General features: G+C 63.8%; 18 protein-coding genes. 8 read left to right on the top strand and 10 right to left on the bottom strand.

The features are described 5' to 3' along the window. The first annotated feature begins 173 nt into the window (after positions 1-173). The 8 genes from ACXJ1Y_RS20780 (at position 174) to ACXJ1Y_RS20745 (ending at position 5429) form a co-directional block, all read left to right on the top strand. Complete coding sequence (locus ACXJ1Y_RS20780) at positions 174-1169, top strand: phosphoribosylaminoimidazolesuccinocarboxamide synthase (protein WP_463850188.1); 996 nt, start codon at positions 174-176, stop codon at positions 1167-1169. A 108-nt stretch (positions 1170-1277) separates the two neighbouring features. Next, positions 1278-1766 carry a hypothetical protein gene (locus ACXJ1Y_RS20775; protein WP_463847980.1) on the top strand — a complete coding sequence of 163 codons (489 nt, stop codon included), beginning with the start codon at positions 1278-1280 and terminating at the stop codon, positions 1764-1766. Further along, complete coding sequence (locus ACXJ1Y_RS20770) at positions 1763-2014, top strand: hypothetical protein (RefSeq protein WP_463847979.1); 252 nt, start codon at positions 1763-1765, stop codon at positions 2012-2014. Before ACXJ1Y_RS20775 ends, ACXJ1Y_RS20770 begins: the two co-directional genes overlap by 4 nt. Beyond that, positions 2011-2295, top strand: a complete 285-nt coding sequence (locus ACXJ1Y_RS20765; RefSeq protein WP_463847978.1) for a monovalent cation/H(+) antiporter subunit G — start codon at positions 2011-2013, stop codon at positions 2293-2295. Before ACXJ1Y_RS20770 ends, ACXJ1Y_RS20765 begins: the two co-directional genes overlap by 4 nt. Continuing rightward, a complete protein-coding gene (locus ACXJ1Y_RS20760; RefSeq protein ID WP_463847977.1) occupies positions 2292-2561 on the top strand; it encodes a Na(+)/H(+) antiporter subunit B in 270 nt (89 codons plus the stop codon). Before ACXJ1Y_RS20765 ends, ACXJ1Y_RS20760 begins: the two co-directional genes overlap by 4 nt. Then, positions 2558-3334 (top strand): MnhB domain-containing protein, encoded by a 777-nt coding sequence (locus tag ACXJ1Y_RS20755; protein WP_463847976.1) that lies wholly within the window; start codon positions 2558-2560, stop codon positions 3332-3334. Before ACXJ1Y_RS20760 ends, ACXJ1Y_RS20755 begins: the two co-directional genes overlap by 4 nt. Beyond that, a complete protein-coding gene (locus ACXJ1Y_RS20750) occupies positions 3331-3690 on the top strand; it encodes a sodium:proton antiporter (RefSeq protein ID WP_243958079.1) in 360 nt (119 codons plus the stop codon). The genes ACXJ1Y_RS20755 and ACXJ1Y_RS20750 overlap by 4 nt, the downstream gene beginning before the upstream one ends. Further along, complete coding sequence (locus tag ACXJ1Y_RS20745) at positions 3687-5429, top strand: complex I subunit 5 family protein (RefSeq protein ID WP_463847975.1); 1743 nt, start codon at positions 3687-3689, stop codon at positions 5427-5429. Before ACXJ1Y_RS20750 ends, ACXJ1Y_RS20745 begins: the two co-directional genes overlap by 4 nt. A 9-nt stretch (positions 5430-5438) precedes the next feature. Here ACXJ1Y_RS20745 and ACXJ1Y_RS20740 read toward each other — a convergent pair whose 3' ends face one another. The 10 genes from ACXJ1Y_RS20740 to ACXJ1Y_RS20695 all read right to left on the bottom strand — a co-directional run bounded on the left by ACXJ1Y_RS20740 (position 5439) and on the right by ACXJ1Y_RS20695 (position 21207). After that, positions 5439-6569: a DUF2827 family protein gene (locus tag ACXJ1Y_RS20740; RefSeq protein WP_463847974.1), complete on the bottom strand. Its 1131-nt coding sequence runs from the start codon at positions 6567-6569 to the stop codon at positions 5439-5441. An 11-nt stretch (positions 6570-6580) separates the two neighbouring features. Next, positions 6581-7795, bottom strand: a complete 1215-nt coding sequence (locus ACXJ1Y_RS20735) for a DUF2827 domain-containing protein (protein ID WP_463847973.1) — start codon at positions 7793-7795, stop codon at positions 6581-6583. Beyond that, the gene (locus ACXJ1Y_RS20730; RefSeq protein WP_463847972.1) at positions 7792-8925 is read right to left on the bottom strand and encodes a DUF2827 family protein; all 1134 of its coding nucleotides are present in this window, start codon (positions 8923-8925) and stop codon (positions 7792-7794) included. Before ACXJ1Y_RS20730 ends, ACXJ1Y_RS20735 begins: the two co-directional genes overlap by 4 nt. A gap of 116 nt (positions 8926-9041) precedes the next feature. Then, positions 9042-9734, bottom strand: a complete 693-nt coding sequence (locus tag ACXJ1Y_RS20725) for an invasion associated locus B family protein (protein ID WP_463847971.1) — start codon at positions 9732-9734, stop codon at positions 9042-9044. A gap of 51 nt (positions 9735-9785) precedes the next feature. Then, on the bottom strand, positions 9786-10034 hold the full coding sequence (locus tag ACXJ1Y_RS20720; protein ID WP_463847970.1) for a hypothetical protein: 249 nt from the start codon (positions 10032-10034) through the stop codon (positions 9786-9788). Between the two features lie 232 nt (positions 10035-10266). Continuing rightward, complete coding sequence (locus ACXJ1Y_RS20715; protein WP_463847969.1) at positions 10267-10905, bottom strand: hypothetical protein; 639 nt, start codon at positions 10903-10905, stop codon at positions 10267-10269. A 164-nt stretch (positions 10906-11069) separates the two neighbouring features. Next, the gene (locus tag ACXJ1Y_RS20710) at positions 11070-16151 is read right to left on the bottom strand and encodes a beta strand repeat-containing protein (RefSeq protein WP_463847968.1); all 5082 of its coding nucleotides are present in this window, start codon (positions 16149-16151) and stop codon (positions 11070-11072) included. Further along, a complete protein-coding gene (locus ACXJ1Y_RS20705; RefSeq protein ID WP_463847967.1) occupies positions 16078-18426 on the bottom strand; it encodes a hypothetical protein in 2349 nt (782 codons plus the stop codon). Before ACXJ1Y_RS20705 ends, ACXJ1Y_RS20710 begins: the two co-directional genes overlap by 74 nt. Before the next feature lie 175 nt (positions 18427-18601). Beyond that, the gene (locus ACXJ1Y_RS20700) at positions 18602-18844 is read right to left on the bottom strand and encodes a hypothetical protein (RefSeq protein WP_463847966.1); all 243 of its coding nucleotides are present in this window, start codon (positions 18842-18844) and stop codon (positions 18602-18604) included. Between the two features lie 1208 nt (positions 18845-20052). After that, positions 20053-21207 carry a YihY/virulence factor BrkB family protein gene (locus ACXJ1Y_RS20695; RefSeq protein WP_463847965.1) on the bottom strand — a complete coding sequence of 385 codons (1155 nt, stop codon included), beginning with the start codon at positions 21205-21207 and terminating at the stop codon, positions 20053-20055. Positions 21208-21239: the final 32 nt, after the last annotated feature.

Here is a 21239-nt window from a genome sequence, read left to right as displayed (position 1 = left end):
GGAGCTCTCCAGGGATCGCGCGGCGGGCTGGAGCCCTCCTTCGAGGCGGCTGCGCCGCACCTCAGGATGAGGAAGGCGAATGGGAGGGATGTCGGTTGAGCGCTGCCCCCTCTGGCCTTCCCCCGCCGTTCCGCGCAAAGGCTTGTCGCGCGACACCCAGCCCGGAGCGCATGATGGATCACGCCGCCCTCGCCCCCTATGCCCGGCACGTGCTGGAGGAGGCGACCCTCCCCGAACTGCCGAACCATTATCGGGGCAAGGTCCGGGACAATTACGACCTGCCGGACGGCCGCCGCATCCTGATCACCTCCGACCGGATCAGCGCCTTCGACATCGCGCTGGCCGCGATCCCCTTCAAGGGCCAAGTGCTGACGCAGACCGCCCGCTTCTGGTTCGAGCGCACGGGCGACATCTGCCCGAATCACGTCCTCGCCTATCCCGACCCCAACGTCGTGGTGGGCCGGCGCCTCGCCATCCTGCCCGTCGAGATCGTGGTGCGCGGCTACCTCGCCGGCACGACCTCGACCTCGATCCTCACCCGCTACAAGGCCGGCGAGCGCGACATGTACGGCCACCGCCTGCCGGACGGCCTGAACCCGAACCAGAAGCTCGACCGGCCGATCATCACCCCCACCACCAAGGCCGACCACGGCGGCCACGACGAGCCCCTGACCGAGGCCGAAATCCTCGAGCGCGGCCTCCTCACGCCCGAGCAATGGCGCGTCGTCAGCGAGGCGGCCCTCGGCCTGTTCGCGCGCGGCCAGGAGATCGCCGCCGCGCGCGGCCTGATCCTCGCCGACACCAAGTACGAGTTCGGCCTCGACGGGGACGGGCGGATCGTCCTCGCCGACGAGATCCACACGCCCGACAGCAGCCGCTACTGGTTCGCGCAGAGCTACGAGGCGCGCTTCGCCGCCGACGCGAGCCCGGAGAGCTTCGACAAGGACTTCATGCGCAACTGGGTCGTCGCCCGCTGCGACCCCTACAAGGACCCGATCCCCGCGATCCCCGCCGAGGTGATCCTGGAGACGGCCGCCGTCTATATCCGCGCCTTCGAGACCATCACCGGCCAGGGCTTCACCCTGCCCGACCCGTCCGAAGAACCGCTGGAGCGCATCCGCCGGAACATCGCCGCCTATCTCGCGGGGGACACGGCGCCGAATTCTTGAGGGGCCCCCTCGCCCGAGCGGAACCGTAAGCCGGCTGCACCATTGTGCCGCCAGGCTGACCGCTGCTGTGGGGAGCCGCTTCTCTCCGACCCGGTGGCGCCCCCGGCCATGTCCTCCGATTCCGCCGCCGCGAACCACCGCCTGTTCGCCCTCACGGCCGCCGCCGCCTGGGTGGTGCTCTTCGCCCTCTACCTGTTGTTCGCCGGCTCGTTCAGCCTCGACGAGGCGGCGACCGGCGCCGCCGCCGCGACCCTCGCCTGCCTCTGGTGGGCCTTCGGCGGGCGGCGCGGCGGGATGCGCTTCGCCGGATGGACGCGCCACCTCGCCCCCATCGCCAAGGCGACCCTCGCCCTGCCCGCCGCGACGGCGCGGGTGGCGGGGCAACTCGTCCACCACATCCGCTACGGCCGCCCGCCGGGCCGGACCCTCTACGAGCGGGATGCGGAGAGCGCCTGGGCCGTGGCCGACACCCCGGCCGAGCGGGCGCTCGGGCTGATCGCGAAATCCCTCGCGCCGGACAGCTTCGTGCTGCGCGAGAAGGGCGGCGATGCCGGCATCGTGGAGCACAGGCTCTCCGGTGGGGGGGACGCGCGATGAGCCTCTGGACCTGGGCGATCCTCGCCCTGCTGCCGCCCCTCGTCCTGAGCGTGGCGCTGACGTGGCGCGGGAGGCCGGGCCAGCGGCTCGCCGCTTACCAGCTCGCCACCACAATCGGCCTGCTGGTGCTGACGCTCCTGACCTTCGCCACGGATCAGGCCTCGGTGATCGACCTCGCCCTCACCACCGTGTTGCTGGCCCTGCCCGGCACGCTGCTCCTCTCTGTCTTCCTGGAGCGCTGGGTATGACGGCGCTCATCGCGATCCTCCTCGCCTGCGCCGTGGCCGCGACATGGCTGTCGGCCCTCGCGATCCTGCGGATGCCCCGCGCCCTCGACCGGCTGCACGCGGTGTCCTTCCTCAACATCGTGGCGGGAATCGCCATCACCGCCGCCGGCTTCGCCTTGGACGGCGTGTCCGTGCGCTCCCTCAAGATCCTGCTGATGACCGTGCTGCTCGTGGGCTTCGGCGCCGTCATCACCCATGCCGCCGGGCGGGCGATGCTGCTGCGGGAGGGCCGCTCGGCATGAGCCTGCTCCTCCCCCTCCTGTTCCTCCTCACCGCCGCCTCCGGCACCGCCGTGGTGCTGGTCCGCGATCCGGCCCGGCAGATCTTCGCCATCGCCGGCAACGGCATCGTCCTTGCAATCCTGTTCACCGCGCTGCAGGCGCCGGACGTCGCCCTGTCGGAGATCGCGGTGGGCGCGGCGGCCGTGCCGCTGCTGTTCCTCGTCGCCCTCATGGCGGTGCGGGCGGGCAAGGTCGAACAGGGCTCCGACGAGAGCCGCGAGCCATGACCCCGCGCCTCCGCCTCACCCTGCTCGGCGCGGCCCTGGCGGCCCTCCTGCCCGGCACCGCCGCCGTGATCGGCCGGCTGCCCGAATTCGGCGCGACCATCGCCGCCTATGGCGAGCGCATCAACGCCATCGTGCCGCAGGAGCGGCACGTGGCGAACATGGTCAGCGCCATCAATTTCGACGTGCGCGGCCTCGACACCCTGGGCGAGGAGTTCATGCTGCTCGCCGCCATCACCGGCACCGTGGTGCTGCTGCGCGGCCGGCGCGGCGAAGACATGACCGACCGCGCCATGCGCCTGCCGGGCCGGGCGATCCTGCCGCGCTCCGAGGCCGTGGTGCTGACCTGCCGCCTCGCCGGCCCGCTGCTGATGCTGTTCGGCCTCTACATCGTCGTCCACGCGACGGTGACGCCCGGCGGCGGCTTCCAGGGCGGGGTGATCCTCGCGTCGGGCACGCTCCTCGCCTATCTCGGCGAGGGCTATTCCGGCTGGCGCGACGTGGTCCGCAGCCACTGGCTCGACGCGATGGAAGGTGGCGGCGCCCTGCTCTTCGCCCTGTGCGGCCTCGCCCCGATGCTGGTCGGCGCGGCCTTCATGCAGAACGTGCTGCCCTTCGGCACCTTCCGCGATCTCTATTCCGGCGGCCTGATGCTGATCGAGAATCTCGGCGTCGCGCTCGCCGTCTGCGGCGGCTTCACCCAGCTCTTCCTCGAATTCCTCGAGGAGACCCGCGAAGCCGACGGACCGGACGAGCCGGGGGAGGACACCGCGTGACCTGGCTCCCCTACGCCGTCGCCGCATGGCTGTTCGCGGCGGGGCTCTACGGCCTCGCCTCCAGCCGCAATTTGATCCACCTCGTCGGCTGCCTCTCGGTCTGCCAATCGGCGACCTACGTGCTGCTCCTCGGCCTCGGCTATCGCTGGGGCAGCATCGCGCCGATCTTCTACGATCACCCGCCCGGCACGCCCGCCGTCGATCCGGTGATGCAGGCCCTCGTCCTCACCGACATCGTCGTCGGCGCCACGCTCACCGCCCTGCTCCTCGTGCTCACGGTGCAGATCTTCAAGCGCAGCGGCACCCTCGATCCGGAACACCTGAAACCCATGCGCCGCAAGGGCGACACCCGGTGATCGCGTCTCTCGTCCCCTTGCCGGTCGCGGTTCCGATGGTGGTCTGCGCGTCGCTGCTCGCGACCGCCCACCTGCTGCCGAAGCGCATGCCGGACATCCTCGCCATCCTCACCGCCCTCGCGGTGAGCGTCCTCTGCGCGATCCTCGCCGCCCATGCGGGCGACGGCACCATCGATTACTGGTTCGGCGGCTGGGAGCCCCGCGAGGGCGTGGCGCTCGGCATCGGCTTCTCGGTGGATGCCGCGAGCGGCTGGATCGCCGCCTTCATCGGCCTGCTCTACGCGCTGGCCTTCGTCTTCGCCTGGGGCTTCTTCGGCCGCACCCACGGCCATTTCCACATCCTGATGCTGCTCTTCCTGGCGGCGATGGTCGGGTTCTGCTTCACCCGCGACCTGTTCAATCTGTTCGTGTGGTTCGAGGTGATGAGCGTCGCGGCCTTCGCGCTCACCGCCTACCACCTGGAGGAATCGGCGCTCGCCGGCGCCCTCAACTTCACGATCGTCAACAGCCTCGCCGGCTTTCTGATGCTCGGCGGCATCGGTCTGCTCTATGCCCGCGCGGAAACCCTCGACTTCGCCGGCATCGCCGCCGCCGTGGCCCATGCCGGCGCCGATCCGGTCGTGGCCGGCGGGTTCTGCCTCGTCGCGGCGGCGCTGATGATCAAGGCCGCCGCCGTGCCGTTCCAGTTCTGGCTCGCGGACGCGCACGCGGTGGCGCCGAGCCCGGTCTCGGTGATCTTCTCGGGCGCGATGGTCGCCCTCGGCGTGTTCGGCCTCGCCAAGCTCACCACTTTCGTCTTCGCCGGCTCGGACCAGATTCAATGGGCCGTGCCGCGCCTGATGATCGGCCTCGGCGCGGCGAGCGCGGTGCTCGGCGGCTGGATGGCGCTGCTACAACGCCACCTGAAGCGGCTGCTCGCCTTCTCCACCATTTCGCATGCCGGCATCATGCTCACCGGCATCGGCGCCCTCTCGGCCACCGGGACCGGCGGCCTGCTCGTCTACGTCGTCGGCCACGGGATGGTGAAGGGCGCGCTCTTCATGATCGCCGGCATCCTCCTCGCCACCCGGGCGAGTGTGGACGAGATCAACCTGCGCGGCCTCGGCAAGGGCATCGGCCCCGCCGGCGCGGCGATGGCCATCGCCGCCCTCCTCCTCGCCGGCCTGCCGCTGGGGCTGCTCGACCAGGGCTCGCGCCTGCTCCACGGCGCCCTGGAGGACACGCATCCCCTCGCCCTCACCGCGAACCTCGTCGGCGCGGCGCTGACCGGCGCCGCCGTGCTGCGCGCCGCCGGGCGGATCTTCCTCGGCCTTGGCGAAGATCCCGGCGACGAGGCCCACGCTCCGAGCGAGGAGGAGCGCGAGAAGGCCGACCGGCCCCTCTGGCTGATGCTCGCCCCCGCCTGCGTGCTCCTCGCCCTCGACGTCCTCGTGCCGGCCGATTGGGTCCGCGCCATCGCGCCGGGGGCGGTGAGCGCCTTCAGCCGCCAGACGATGACTGGCCCCCTCCACACGGGCGCGGCGACCGGCGCCTGGGTCTCCGTCGCCGCCGCGATGACCCTGGCCGCCTATACCCTGTTCCGCCACCGCCTGCCGGCCATCGTGGTGCGCTCGCTCCAGCGGACCCAATCCGCCCCGGCCCGGCTCCTCGAAGCCCTGCACAGCGGGCTCATCGGCGATTACGTCGCGTGGCTCGCCGTGGGCCTCGCCCTCATCGCGGGGACGCTGGCGCTGCCCTGATCCGCCGAGCTACGCCCGCACCCCCGCGACCAGTTCGAACAGAAGGTCGTCGTAATGGACGACGAGATGCGGGTCGTCCGCGAGGTAGCGCGAGATCCGCGAGCGCTGCACCTTCCGGTAATCTTGCCACGACCGGTCATGCGCGGTCAGCACCTCGACCAGCCGATCGGCGCCCTCCGCGAGATCGTGGCCCCGGTAGTAATAGCCGAGATCCTTCACGATGTCGGCGTTGTGGACCAGCGGATAACCCTGCCAGCAGCATTCGAGATAGATGTAATTGAGCGGCAAGCCCCATTGATGGGACACCACCACGTCGGTGTATTCCGCCAGGAACGTCGGCGTGGTCACGCGGCCGACGAAACACGCCTTCTGGGCATGGATCAGGTCGCAATATTGCATCAGCGCCGCAAACTCGGTGTTGTCGTGGACGAAGCGATCAGAATTGGCGACGTAAAGAAAATTGATAAGATCCGGGCGCCGGCGGAAAGCCTGTTCGACGATGAAAATGGGATAGAGACAAAACTTCATTACATCGATATTGGGTTCGACAATCGAAACCCGCTTCGTTCCAAGCTTGGGCCGATACTCACCATTATTTGGCAGGTCCTTCGTTGCAGCCTGGATCGCCATTGGATCCCAGACGAAAGGCACCTCGCGAACCGGACAGCGGCGAAGGGTCTCGAAGAAACCTCGGTTAAGTTCCCAAACCTGCGGAATCGCCCAGATGCAATCATATTCACGATTGACAAAGATTGTTTCGTACAATCTTCTCTTGAAGATCATTGCCTCGATGTTTTGGATATATTCAGGTCCGCAGCAATAGCTGACGATCTTCGTGCCCTGTTTCTTCAAAGCGGCCGTCTGGTTCCAATCGATCTGGCCGCCGAGTTCAATGATCACATCCAGACCCTGCCAGCCCTCCGCATAGGACATGGTCGGGAAGCGCTGGCGATCCCAGGGTAGTTGATCGCCGAGCGTGACCGGCGTCGTGTTGAGCAATCTGACGGTGTGGCGGTGCTTCGAGCTCAGGAAGAGCTTGGCGAGATACAAAGCATTCTGCTTGATCCCGTTTAGCCAAAGGCTTTCGCCCTCCTCGCGAAGTCCGAGTGTGATCCCGATCGTGAGGGAGCGTCTGTCCATCGCCCAAACACTCAAAGAACCGGCGCCGGAACGCCACAGGATTGAGGCGCCGCCGCCGGGGCATCCGGCTCGAATAATCCAGCGATGGCGTCGCTATATAGCCGTACATTGGCGTCCGATGTCGGATCCAGCTTCGTGAGAAACTTGCGACCGTCCGTTATATATGACTGGAGGCTGAGATCATGCTGGTAAAAGGCCTGAAGTAGAGCCTTGCCAGCATCTTCGGGATCGAAGTTTGCGTAGCGGTAGCCGCAGTCATCAACGAGATCGGAATTGTGTATGAGCGGAAATCCGCCGTATAGCGCTTCGTAATACAGGTAATTCTGCGCGTTCTCCCAATGATGAGAGACGACCGCATCCGCAAAAGGCCCCATCACATCGACAATGGGGTACCTTCCTTCGAAGCTTGCCTTGCCGTGCGACACAATATCAAGGGAGCGCGCGAACTTCACGAAGGTATCGTTCTCACGCAGCTTGTTGCTATTAAATACGCGCACCGTCTCCCAAGGGGCTGGATCCATCCGGTATGCCACTTCGCAGGCGAGTAGCGGGATGTGCGAGGTTTTCACCGAACAAAGGTTGGGCTCCAGAACGGCTAGGCGCCACCGTTTACGCCCCGGCCTGTAACGGAAGTCGTATGTTCCGCCCCGTCCGGCGGCCGCCTTCTCCAGCAGGGTCGGCGACCACAGGTGCTGCATGATCCGCACGGGCGCGCGGTATCCGGTCGCGTAATATTGCGCGCAGGTGCGCTCGAAGGCCGGAAGGGTCCAGACTTCATGATAGGGCACCTGGGTCATCAACAGGCCAGGCGGCAGCTTGAAGGACATGCGCTCGGCATCGATGATGTAATCGTTGGCGACTCGCATCGCGACGATGCGCCCTCCCCGATCGACGAATGCCTTGGCCCACGCGGCATCGAGCTGGGCGCTCAACTCGATAACGACGTCAAGGTTATCCATCGCATCCGCCATTGTGATGGCGGGCGCCTCCGCGCTTGTCAGGAACGCCGCCGACGTCTCAGGGTTGCCGGGACCGGCCACGACGACGCAGCACCATTCGACCAGGGGCGATTTCCGCAGCGTCTGCAAGAGAAAGAAGCAATTCTGGAAGATTCCGTTTTCCCAGATGGTCTGTTTCTCGTCGCGCAGGAACAGCGTCACACCGATGCGCAGTCGCGATGTGCTGGCCCGCTTTCCGCGCAGGGCCAATCCAGGCGACTTCGTCATGCCGACCTCCGCTTGTGGCCTGCGCTCACCAAGCTCAACAGTCGCCTTGCATAATTGTTGATATTCACGCGTGACGTCGGGGACAGGCTGGCGATCATCGCACCCGCCCGTTTGGCATAGTCTTCGAGATTTTCGTCATGTCCCTCGACGGCATCAAGGAAGAGCTTCGCACCACCGACAATGTCGGAATGGTCGTAATAATAACCAACGTCCTTGAACATCGCGGAATTATGAATGAGAGGATATAGCCCATATAAAGCATCGAGGTAGACGTAATTCTGCGGGCAATGCAGCTGATGGCTCACCACCATGTTGCAGCCCCGGCCCATGACGTGAGAAAAGTAATCCCGTCCTATGATCTGCACCTTGCCATCTTGGTAGGTCCGCATGCTCTGCATAAAACAGACATACGTCGGATGCTCGATCTTTCCGTCTCCGTTCAGATAGGTAACATAGTCGATGACGCCCGGCGCTTGCCTCGCCGCAACATCGCAGATCATCTGCGGGATCAACCCCATTTTGATGGGTGAGATGTTCGGCTCGAAAATCGCCGGGCGGGCGGTGCCAGTCTTGAGCCCCCCTCGGCGATAGCCGTAGAGTGGCTCGTCGTTCGGACCTCGCTGCACAGTCTGCTCAAGGAAGCGCGGCGACCAAAGATAGGGGACCTCGTTGACCGGGCAGCGGTGGATGGTGCGCAGCATCGGCGCGAAAATCATGTCCTTCGCGAGCAGCCAGATTTCCTCGCACCGCGCGGCCTCTATGAAGAACCCCTCGCGATTGAACACAGTTGGTTCGATCAACGCGACATAGGGCTGGCCGCATTGGTGGATGACGAACTTCCCGCCCTGGAACCTGAAGCGCCGGATCCACTCGACATCGATAGCGCCCCCCATCTCGATGGCGACATCGACCACATCAGAAGCCTCGGCCTGCGTGATAATCGGAAAGCGCAAGGCTTCGTCATCCGACCCTTGCGGATGGGTCGGCCGGTCTCCGCAATTAATCAAGTAGACCGCTTCGACGAACGGAATTTGACTTAGCAACGTGACGAATTGATAGATGTTCTGGGTAAGTCCATTGTTCCAGACATGCTGCTTGTCACCCGTCATAATCGAGACGCCGACGCGCATCGGATTTCTTTCGAATTCAGGCGTCTCGTACCGACAGTACAGTCTGCCGAAGACATAGGAAGATAACGAAACAAAACGGAGCGGACGCCCTATGGGCTCCACCCCGTTCCGGTATGTTACCGGCTCACAAGATAAGCGAGTGTATTCCGTACCTCCTGGAGAGCGAACTCAACGCGGACCTCTCCAATGCCGATTCCGACCCAGGACGCGATCGCGGATGGCGCGGACGCGAGTTCCTGCACAAAGGGATCGTCCATTTGCAACGAGGCGGTACAGAGGGCCGGCTCGCAGCTGTCATAGACGAGGCGACGCGCGGCGGCCTTGCCGATTTGAACACTTGCGCCAGTTTTCAGCTCAATGCCGGTTGGCGTTTGTAGAACAAAAGTCGCCGATCCGCCGGTCTTGACGACGCTCACGATCAGGATCGGCCGACGATCTTCGTTACTCTTCAGAACGCCCATTTTGGCTACGCAGGTCCGGGGCGAGTTGTCGGCCGGCTGCGGCAGGCAGGTCACGGTCCAGCCCTGGAAATTTTGAGTCTCCCCGGTAGGGGCAGAAGCTTGCGGCGACGCGGTAGCCGGCTTCTCTGTACCGGCAGCGGCGACCTGAGGGGTCAAAGCTTCCGCGCGATCTTGAATTTTTGGCTTAGCTTTCTCCACTCGTTGAGGAGGCCGAAGCTGCGGCACCGTCACTTTTGGTGTGTGATAGACCGGTTTCGCATCCGGGCTCTGTGCATTAGCGTCATCGTTGAAAAACGGAAGGCCACACAAAGCCAATATTGCGCCAACGAAAGCTGCCGACGTTTTCATAAGATCCACCTTTGCGCCATTCGTTTGAGCATTTGGCCTTACTGACAGAACTCAGTAGCCATATATCATACGATAACTTGCACCCTTTGCCGGATCATTTATTTCGCCGGCTTTTGGATCAACACGTATGCATTTATGAATCTTACCGGCAGCATCGCCACAATCGATTATTTCAAACCCTAAGTTAGCATAGTTTTTGTTGAAAAGTGATGACAAACTCGATGCGCTTAATAGCAGAACATTACACGTTAAAAACAGTAGAATCAGAAACAGCACATTCTGTTTTAAGTTGTTGAGCATTTTGTTCTCCTTCTTGAAGTTATTGACGACGCTGCAGGATTGCGATCCACTTAAACCCTTAATGATTGCTGATGATACAGAGATGTACTCTATGTAGGATCACACTTTGTGATTCGCTCATCGGCAACGCCGCAAAACATCCGCTGTCAAATACTCCACGCAACGAAGATTTGGTTCTTCCGTCAAACGCGACTGCTTGACGCGAGATCTACTCCTATCGAAGAGGCTTCGCTCACCACTCTGCCGTACTTTTACTTAGAGTTTCAGCAAATCCCAGTCCGACTATTGTCATACTTTTTGCCTCCGTATGAGCCGGAAGCTTGTTTTTCTTATTCCTTCGAACAATATCTTCTTTGAATGGCAATATTTGAACGTTCCCGCTCGCGTTCAAGATAAATACTAATTTTGGATCCAGCGGGAATATGTACTTACAGGTACCATCACAAAGCATCGGATTGACAATTTGCGAAAACTCTACCTTGACTGCTTTTCCACTGACGGAGCCAAGATGCGTTGCGGTGACAGAAATTGCCTTTTTCGACGAGTTCTCTTCAGGAATGGAGATCATCATGGCAGGAATCCCGGTATCAGTTGTGGCGATTATAACTGATCCGATCTTTCTCCCGTCTTCAGTAACGGTTGAAAGCAAATTGCATATCCGGCGTTTGATTTTGATGATCTGCTGACATTTTGCGTACCACTCACCAAAACCGAAGTTTCGATCCTCGATCTCTCCATCTTTGAAGATGCTCGCGTCAATGGCCGGTGTCGCCACCTGCACTTCTGCCCGCACCCCATTATTGAAGGAAATTATCGAGATGAGCGCAAGAAGTGCCGTTCCAAGATGTCGCCACATGCGGCTTGTTAGCATGCGCGGACGCTCATGTATAGTAGTAATCTCAATGATGTTCCGGTGAATTACAGTATTACAGATTGCAAGTTGGAATATTATCAATCGTTGCGTGTATTGGCTGGTTTCGAAGACGGATGCGAGGCGAGCCGGCCGGAAATTCCCATTCCCGGCCGGGCAACGCTTTACCAGCTGTAGGTCACGCCGCCCGCGACGCCGAGCTTGTTGACACTGGGTGTGTAAGACACGGACGCTGTCCCGCGCCACACTCCGTCCTCAGACGTGAAACCGTAACCGATCGCCATGGCGCTTTGATTGTCGTAGAAGCCGCCGCCGATCCCCAGGCTCTGCGATCCAGGGCGATCGGAGAAGCGCATCTGGCTCATTGCAAAGGCACTAGCAACACCGCCGGATGCAATCACGCGATTCCTCGTGATCTGCGTCTGCAGGTGAGCCGTAACTTGGCTCATGTTGTTTTGCAGCGCTGACAAGCCAGTGTCGAGAGCGCTGATCGCGCCACCGACATTGGTGTAGTTCGACCCTTGCACGCGGTAAGACGGTGCGGAAATTTCGCCCGTGGCCGTATTAAAGGTCGAATTACCACCGAGGGCCGTGGCGAGACTGTTACCCAGCGAGAACATCTGTCCGCCGTTGATAGCGTCGGTTGAGGCCGACGCAACTTTGCCTGCCGCAACATTGTGGAGGATCACTGGGGCCGTCCCAGACCCCGGCTGAAGGTACAAATCGTTCGGCGATGCGGATGCTGCTTGAGCGGCTTGTGGTGACGTACCGTACCGGAGCGGCCCGATTTGCCCATTCGCGACACTAGTCGACAGTGCCGAAACCGAGCTATTCGTATTCGTCAGTCCGGTCGATATTGTTGCAATCGCGCTTTCAGTATTACCAAATCCCGTCGAGAGGGACGCGATGGAACTGCTGGCGGTCGTGAGACCGTTCGAAAGCGTTGCGACCACACTGCCGGTCGAACTCAACCCGGTCGACAGGGAAACAACGGAACTATTTGTGACAATCAGCCCTGTCGATAGCGCCGCAACCGAACTCGATGTTGTGCTCAGCCCAGTCGAGAGGGACGCGATCGAACCGCCCTGGCCGGGCTGACCATTCGATAGTTGGGAAACGCTCGTGGAGAGCGTCGCGACTGAAGCCGTGGTTTGGAGGAAGCCTGTCGACAGCGACGCAATCTGTATCAGAGTCGTCGACGCCACGGCATAAAGCTGGCTGCCATTCACGGCGTCCGTCGAGTTTGCTGCGATCAAGCCAGCAGCGACGTTCTTGATCTGCCTCTCCCCGCCTACGGATCCGACTGAGAAAACACCGATAGGTGCGGACCCGGCGAAGCCTCCGTAGGTTGTAGTCCCTAGGATTAAACCTCCGACACCGACAGCAGGCGCTGTTGTGGAACTATCACCAATAGCTACGCTTCGCGCAGTCGATGCCACCGCACCCGCACCGATCGCGATACTCGCGTTCGCCGCGCCGCTCACCATGGCTTGATCGCCGATCGCGATAGAGCCAGTGGTCAGCGCGTTGTTGCGATTACCAAGCGCGATGCTACCTCGGCCCACGGCAACGTTTGTGTTGCCAATCGCGAGTGCGCCAGCAGCGTCACCACCGTTTGCCGTTCCATCATCGGAAACGATGTTGTCGCGACCCAACGCGACGGCGCCTTGGCCATAGGCGTAGTTCGGATCGCCGACCGCGATCGCGCCTGCGCCCCTCGCAACGTTACGCGAGCCAATGGACACAGCCGAGCCACCCGGCTTGCCAGTTGCCAGCGCTCCGACGCCTATGGCGACGTCATCGCCGTTTGCAGCGACAGCCTCCCCACCAATCGCAACGCTGTTAGCCCCCTTCGCCTGCGCCGCTCCTACGTTGTTACTACCGATCGCAATCGCGCCCGACGAAAGAGCATTGGCATTAATGCCGATGGCCACGCTTGTACTGCCTGCAGCGTTCGCTCCCTTTCCGACAGCGAGAGTTGAATTTGTGGCGCTGCTCGGATTGTAGTTGTTCAGCAGGAGATTTACCTCACTACTTACGCTGAACAATTGACTCCCGTTCACCGCATCTGTCGACGTGGCACTGACCGTGCCGGCTGCAACATTTGTAATCTTCTGCGGAGTTCCGGTGCCATGGCTCGCGTTGTAAGCGCCCGCAACCGAGTCCCACTGCAATGCGTCCGCTCGCAATCCGTCGACTCCCGTAGAGAGTGACGCAATCGAACTATTCGCTACGCTCAGACCGGTCGATAATGAGAGAGCTCCCCCGCTACCTACTGTGAAGATAGCTGTCGACAGCGAGGCCACGGAGCTGTTGGTCGCGTTCAGCTGATCTCCATTCACGGCGTCCGTCGAGCCTGGATTGAGTCGGCCCGCAGCGAGATTCGTGATTCTCTGCGCGATCCCGCCGCGGCTCGCATCGTATGCGCCGAGGCTAGAATTCCATTGTAAGGCATCACGCTGCAGTATCGACACGGAGGCGGATACGGTGCTGACACCTGTCGAAAGATAGCCAACCTCGCTGCTTGTGCCCGACAATCCCGTGGAAAGAGACAGGATGCCGGTCGACAGCACCGCCACTTGAGTCGTCGTTCCGGATAGGCCGCTCGACAGCACACTGACGGTACTGTTTGTGCTCGAAAGGCCAGTTGACAGGGACATGACGCCGGTTGACAGGGAACCGACCTGGCTCGTCGTGCCCGACAAACCCGTCGACAGCGACGCCACCGAGCTGTTCGTCCGGCTCAGACCTGTCGAAAGAGACGTGACTGAACTGTTGGTCGTGCTCAGGCCGGTCGAGAGAGAACCCACCTGGCTCGTCGTCCCGGACAGGCCCGTCGACAGAGAGGTCACACCGGTCGACAGCGAGCCCACCTGGCTCGTGGTCGTCGAGGCCACCGAGTACAGCTGGCTGCCGTTCACCGCGTCCGTCGAGCTCGCGCTGACCTGGCCCGCCGCCACATTCTGGATCTGGTGCTCCTGGCCAGGCGAGCCCACCGACACCACGCCCGCCGGCGCCGCGCCCGCGAACCCGAGATAGTTCGACAGGCCGATCGTCGCTGACGGGACGCCTACCGCCGCAGACGTGGTCGCTCCGGCGCCCAGCGCCATGCTGTTGGACACCGTCGCGGACGCGTTCAGCCCGATGGCAACGGAGTTCGTTGCGCTGACGGCCGCTTGGACGCCGAGGGCCACGGAATTGATCGCCGCGGCGTTGGCGCGGCGACCCACGCTGGTGCTAGACGGACCCAGCGCCTGGGCGCCGTCGCCGAGCGCGACCGCGTAGTTACCGCTCGCATTCGACCCGCTGCCCACGGCGGTCGCATGGTAGCCGCTCGCACTGGCGCCCGGCCCGAATGCCGAGCTGGCATCCCCCGACGCGGACGCGCTTCCACCCAGGGCCGCCGAAGCGAAACCTGCCGCGTTCGCCTCGCTGCCCAGTGCAATGGCATAAGTCCCGGAAGCACGGGAATTCAGGCCGAGTGCGATGGTGGAGCCCCCGGAGGCATTAGCGTGCCGCCCCAGAGCGACGCTGTATACGTCGAGCGCCTGCGCTCCATCGCCGAGCGCCAGGGAGTAATCGCTTGGGGCATTCGCGTCGACGCCCAAGGAAATCGCGTGGAAGCCTCCCGCTGCCGCCAATTGGCCTACGGCCGTGGATCCGGTGCCGGTCGCGCTGGCGCTGCCACCGAAGGCGACCGCGCTGCCGCCCGATGCATTCGCGTTCAGCCCGACCGCCGAGGAGCCCAGGTCCGCGACCGCCCCCGGGCCGATCGCCACCGCGTTAAAGCCGTAGGCGTTGGCGAGACGCCCCACGCCGATGCTGTACTGACCCAACGCTTGGGTACCGTCGCCGAGTGCAACGGAGTAGTTGCTGGCGGCATTCGTCCCCGTGCCAAGGGAGATCGAGTGGAAGCCGCTCGCCCCCGCCCCGCTGCCGAGGGCCGTGGCCCCCGTGCCGGACGCGATGGCGCTGACACCGAAGGCGGCCGCGCTGTAGCCCGATGCATTCGCATTCTGCCCGAACGCCGAGGCGTTCCCGCCCGCGACCGCCCCAAGACCGATCGCCGGGGCTGGGCTGGTCATCACCGCCACGGCGGGCGCCACGGCGGAAGCCACGGAATACAGCTGGCTGCCGTTCACCGCATCCGTCGACGTGGCCGTCACTTGGCCCGCCGCCACGTTCTGGATCTGGCGCTCCTGGCCAGGCTTGCCCACCGACACCACGCTGTAGGGCGACGCGCCCGCGAACCCGCCGAAGGTCACACCGCCGATCGCCACCGACGAGACGCCTACCCCCGCAGATGTCGTCGCTCCGACGCCCAGCGCCACGCTGTTGTACACCGATGCGTTGGCGGCCCAGCCGAGCGCGCTCGCATAATCGGTGGCGCTGGAACTCTGACCGATCGCCACCGCGCCGAAGCCGGAGGCGTTGGCGAGACGCCCCACGCCGATGCTGAACTGACCCAACGCTTGGGTACCGTCGCCGAGTGCGACGGAGTAGTTGCTGGCGGCATTCGTCCCCGTGCCAAGTGAGATCGAGTGGAAGCCGCTCGCCCCCGCCCCGCTGCCGAGGGCCGTGGACCCCGTGCCGGACGCGATGGCGCTGACACCGAAGGCAGCCGCGCCGTAGCCCGATGCATTCGCGTTCCGCCCGAAAGCCGAGGCGTTCGAGCCCGCGACCGCCCCAAGACCGATCGCCGGCGATGCGCTGCCGACGATCGCCACCACCGGCGCCACCGCCGTCGACAGCGAACTCACCGTGCTGTTGGTCCCGGACAGACCCGTCGAGAGAGAGGTCACACCGGTCGACAGCGAGCCCACCTGGCTCGTGGTCGTCGAGGCCACCGAGTACAGCTGGCTGCCGTTCACCGCGTCCGTCGAGCTCGCGCTGAGTTGGCCCGCCGCCACGTTCTGGATCTGGCGCACCTCGCCAGGAAAGCCCACCGACACCACGCCCACCGGCGACGTGCCCGCGAACCCGAGATAGTTCGACATGCCGATCGTCGCCGACGAGACGCCTACCGCCGCAGACGTTTTCGCTCCGACGCCCAGCGCCACGCTGTTGAACACCGTCGCGGACGCGGCAAACCCGATGGCAATGCCGTTCGCTGAGCTGGCGGCCGCTTCGTAGCCGAGGGCCACGGCATTGGTCCCCGAGGCGTTGGCGCGGCTACCCACGCTGGTGGTAGCCAGAACCCACCGCCTGGGCGCTGCCGCCGAGCGCGACCGCGTAGTCGCTCGCATTCGACCCGCTGCCCGCGGCGATCGCTTGGAGGCCGCTCGCTACGGCCCCGGAGCCCAGGGCCGTGGCATTCGAGCCGCTCGCACTGGCGCGCGAACCGACCGCCGAGCTGGAATCCCCCGATGCGGACGTGTTTCCACCCAGGGCCGTGGCATTCGGGCCGCTCGCACTGGCGCGCGAACCGACCGCCGAGCTGGATTCCCCCGATGCGGACGTGTTTCCACCCAGGGCCACGGCATTCGTGGCGCTCGCACTGGCGCTCGAACCGAGCGCCACGCTGTAGCCCCCCGATGCGCTGGCGAGCCAGCCGAGCGCGCTCGCATAACCGGTGGCGCGGGAACTCTGACCGATCGCCACCGCGCCGACGCCGTAGGCGTTGGCGAGACGCCCCACGCCGATGCCGAACTCAACCAACGCTTGGGCACCGTCGCCGAGTGCGACGGAGTAGTCGGTGGCGGCATTCGCGGCCGTGCCAAGGGCGATCGAGTGGTAGCCGCTTGCCGTTGCCCGCCTGCCGAGGGCCGTGGACCATGTGCCGGACGCGACCGCCCCAAGACCGATTGCCGGGTTTGGGCTGGTCACCACCGCCACGACGGACGCCGTGGCGGAAGCCACGGAGTACAGCTGGCTGCCGTTGATCGCATCCGTCGACGTCGCGCTGACCTGGCCCGCCGCCACGTTCTGGATCTGGCGCTCCGCCCCCGGCGCCCCCACCGACACCACGCCCACCGGCGACGTGCCCGCGAAGCCGGTATAAGCCTGAACGCCGATCGTCACCGACGACACGCCGGTCGCCGCAGACGTTATCGCCCCGTCACCCAGCGCCACGTCGTGGTCGTTCGAGGCAATCGAGTCGGCACCCAAGGCGACGGACCCGAGCCCAGATGTGGCTGCACGCACGCCGAACGCCGAGCTATTCTGTCCCGATGCGTTTGATCGAGCACCCACGGCCGTCGCTGTCGCGGCAGAGGCGATCGCCGAGGGGCCGATGGCGATCGAGCGGGTCTGTCCGGCCACAGTGTCGGTGCCTAGGGCGATCGAACTCAGTCCACTCGCGTTGGCATTGTAGCCGAATGCTTCGGAATACCCGCCGGAGGCAACGGAAGTGATACCGATGGCGATCGAGCGGAAGCCCGTAGCCGAGGCCAGGTTGCCGACAGCCGTGGCGCCTTGGCCGGATGCGATCGTATTGAGACCCAAGGCCGTGGCGCTCAAGCCCGAGGCATTTGCGTTCTGGCCGAACGCCGACGAATTTTCAGCGGCATTGGCCCCGAGACCAAACGTCGGCGCGGTACTGTTGAAGCTCGCCACCACGGGCGCCACGGTCGAGGCCACCGAGTACAGTTGGCTGCCGTTCACCGCGTCCGTCGACGTCGCGCTGACCTGCCCCGCCGCCACGTTCTGGATCTGGCGCTCCTGGCCAGGCTTGCCCACCGACACCACGCTGAAGGGCGACGCGCCCGCGAACCCGCCGAGGGTCACACCGCCGATCGCCACCGACGAGACGCCGACCCCCGCAGACGTGGTCGCTCCGTTGCCGAGCGCCACGCTGTTGCCCACCGATGCGTTGGCGGCCCAGCCGAGCGCGCTCGCATAATCGGTGGCGCGGGACATCGGACCGATCGCCACCGCGCCGGCGCCAGAGGCGTTGGCACTAGTCCCCACACCGATGCTGAGATCACCCAACGCTTGGACACGCTCGCCGAGTGCCACGGAGTAGTTGCCGGCGGCATTCGCCCTGAAGCCCAAGGCAGTCGCCTGGAAGCCGTTCGCCACCGCCAATTGGCCCACGGCCACGGATCCTTGGCCGCTCGCGATGGCACCGGCACCTATGGCGCTCGCACCGTTGTTCGACGCGGACGCCCCGTCGCCGATGGCGAGGGCCGACGAAGCGGTCGCATTCGAGGCCTCGCCGATCGCGACCGCGCTGCTGCCCGTCGCCTTGGTGTTCACGCCCAGGGCCACCGACCACTGGCCGGCCGCGTTCGCGCTTTGTCCGTAGGCTGAGGCGTCGAGACCCGCCGCGGTCGCGCCCGTTCCGGTAACGGTCGAGGCGGCGTCGGCCGGAACCAGCGTTGCGAAGGTCGCGGCCACCGCCCCGGCCCCCAGGGCGCCGAGGCTCGTGCGCTTGCCGAAGGCCACGAAGAGGGACGACATGCGCAGCACCGCCATGATGCGCCTGCGCATCCCGCCGGTGAGTTCCCCGTGGATGCCGACCGCATAGCCCACATGCGCGACCCGATGGGTCCGGCGATCTGTGCGACGAGTGTTCATCATGCCCCTCAAACGTGCTCGCGCCGTATGCCGTCGCGGAAGTTACTTTTATCAATATCAAGTATTAGCCGTTTTATACCCGGCTTTGTCGCATCAATACGAAGCGCGATGAATTCCAGCACCCAGTAAATTCTCTTAAAACACCACTAGGACGCGCTGTTGACAGCACGTCGGCCGTTCATCGCTCTGCACGACATTCGTCGCGCTCGAAGGCCCAGCGGAGCCACCAGCCGGCGCAGCCCGCAACGGGCACCAGCACCGCTACGGCCACCGCAAAGGCGATTTCCCCTTTCGTCAGCAGGCCGACGAAGAAGCCGGAGATGGCAGCAGCCAGCAGCGCGATCGTGACCGCGCCCCGGTCTTCTTCTGGTTGGTCCAGGCTCTTATCCTCGAACCGACCCTGAGCCTTGTTTCTGCGCATCTGCTCACCTCCACTCGGACCACGCGAGCCCAGCCTCGAGCGTCGTCATCCTCACAGGCCGCACACCATCTCGAACCAATGCCGGCACGACGATCCTGCTCGAAAATCGCCTAACAAGTTGCTTGTATTCGCAAGTTGTGCCCGCCATAATCACAACCGGTAGTAATAGTATTTGGCTATTACTAGGCCCGATCGTGATGTCTCAGCCGGGGCGCCGATGTCAATGATTAACAGGAAGTGGCCAAATTTATCGAATGCGCGCAGTCGTTAAAAGCGCGATTGAGGGGCCGGGATATTTCTTTATGTAATAAAATTTTATGTTTCACAGATAAGTAAATGCGCTTTTTCAATGCTTATTACGAATTACCATCCTCGAATTAGAAAAATACCGCGGCAACAACTCTGTAATGCATGATTTTGGATCGTTATCGTTTAATATCAAGTCTGAAACCGAGATGTAGCGCCTTGAAAGCTGCCGCCTTCAACACCCGAACCATCCAAACAAAAATATTGGAAATTCCCAATCGGCCGATCATGTAAAGTGGATTGATTTAGCAAACCAATCCCGCGGGGCTCGTGTAACATGACCCACGGCGGCTTGCAGAAAGCCTATATTACGCATCGGTTTTTCCTGGAGGGACGCAGGCGCAGCGACGTGTCTCCAGTCGCATCGAGCGTCGATCACACCAGCATCGGCCCAGCTGCCCCACTGCGCGAGGTCCAGGTGACACCCGTAGCGCTGCTGCGCCTATCTAGGGTTCAAGCTCGCTTTGCACCAAGAATTCAGTCCGCGCCCTTACCTCCGGCCTCGGTCAAGAAGGATCTTCAAACTCTTGGCGGGAGCTGGCCTATGATATTGAGACGGCGCGCGAGCGATGTTGGGTAGGTATTGAAATATCTGAACCTGCTAAAGCGGCAAGACACGCGAATAGGCACATTTATAGCATCGACACTTGCTATGCCATCACATCGCTGATTCTGCGGCTAGCGGGGCGGGATAGACGGCGACTCCAGCCTTTAGGTTTTATCCCGCCGAGATTTCGCGGATCGATGCACCTTCTTTCGTGCTCGTTGCTCTCACGCAACAGTTTGGAGGAGGCTACCATTGCGCTTCGAGACAGCGAGGCGACGAGCCGAAGCAACCACCAGCCTCGATATCTGCGGTTGCGGATCAATCATCGCGACCATCCTGAGATCTCGCACCGTCGTCAGCTCGCTCTGGGGGCGTTGGCTGCCTGCCCCACTGTGTCCGCCATCCTGGCCCGGCGGGTGCCCATGGGCTGGGGCTTGCCCACCGTCGTGTCCTCGGCGGTCTGGTGTTCCATCTCGGCGTTCACCTGCGCGCCGAGCAGCACGATGGTGGTCGAAATCCAGATCCAGGTCATGAACCCGATGGCAGCACCGAGTGACCCGTAGGTCTGGTTGTACTTGCCGAAGTTGCCGACGTACCACGAGAACAACAGGGAGCCACCGAGCCACAGGAACGCCGCGAGGGCGGAGCCGGGGGTGGCCCAGCGCCAGCGGGGGGCGTCGCGGCTGGGACCGTAGCGGTAGAGCAGCGCGAGGCCGAGGAGCACCACGAGGAACATGACCGGCCAGCGCAGTTGCGCGAGCCACCACGCGCCCTCGCCGAGGCCGAGGAAGCTCAGGGCGATGGGCAGGGCCACGACGCCGGCGAGCGCCAGCACGAGGAACACCAGCGCCCCGGCAGTGAAGCCGAGGGAGACGAGGTTGAGGGTGAAGAAGCCGCGCGATTCACGCTCGTTGTAGACGAGGTTCAGCGCGTCGAAGACGTGCTTCATGCCGCCGTTGGCGCTCCAGATCGACAGGGCGACGCCCAGGAACAAGCTGAAGCCCAGGGTGGTGTTGCCCTTCTCGTTGAGGCGCGTCACCTGCTCGCCGACGATGTCGAGGGCGCCCTGGGGCAGGATGCCCTGCAGGCTGCCGAGCTGCTCGGAGATGGTCGCCGTGTCGGCCACGAGGCCGTAGAGCGAGACCAGGGCGGCGATGGCCGGGAAAATCGCCAGCAGGGCGAAGAACGTCACGCCGGCGGAGACGAGCATGATGCGGTTCTCGCCGACATCGCGCCACGTGCGCACGAGGATGTCCTTCCAGCCGGCGGCGGGGATCTCGGTGGGGGTGGCGGCCTTGCGGCCTCGGTCGGCCTGGGTGCGGGCGACGTGTTCGGCCTCGGGGCCGGAATGGGAGGGCGAGGGCTCGCGGGCGTCGCCCTCCCGCTGCCGCGGCGCGCGGCTTCTCGGCAGGGCGACGAGGCCGACGAGGGCGGTGGCGAGGCCGAGCGTCCAGATCAGGGACGCCGCTCCCGTGGTTCCGTCCTGACGTGGGGAAGGTGAATTCGACATCTGCGCACCCGTTCCATTCGGGAATGCGCCCG

It is taken from the genome of Methylobacterium sp. TK26, from assembly GCF_055361565.1.
The sequence above is the reverse complement of the archived record's forward strand: the minus strand, read 5'-3'. Positions and strand labels throughout refer to the sequence as shown.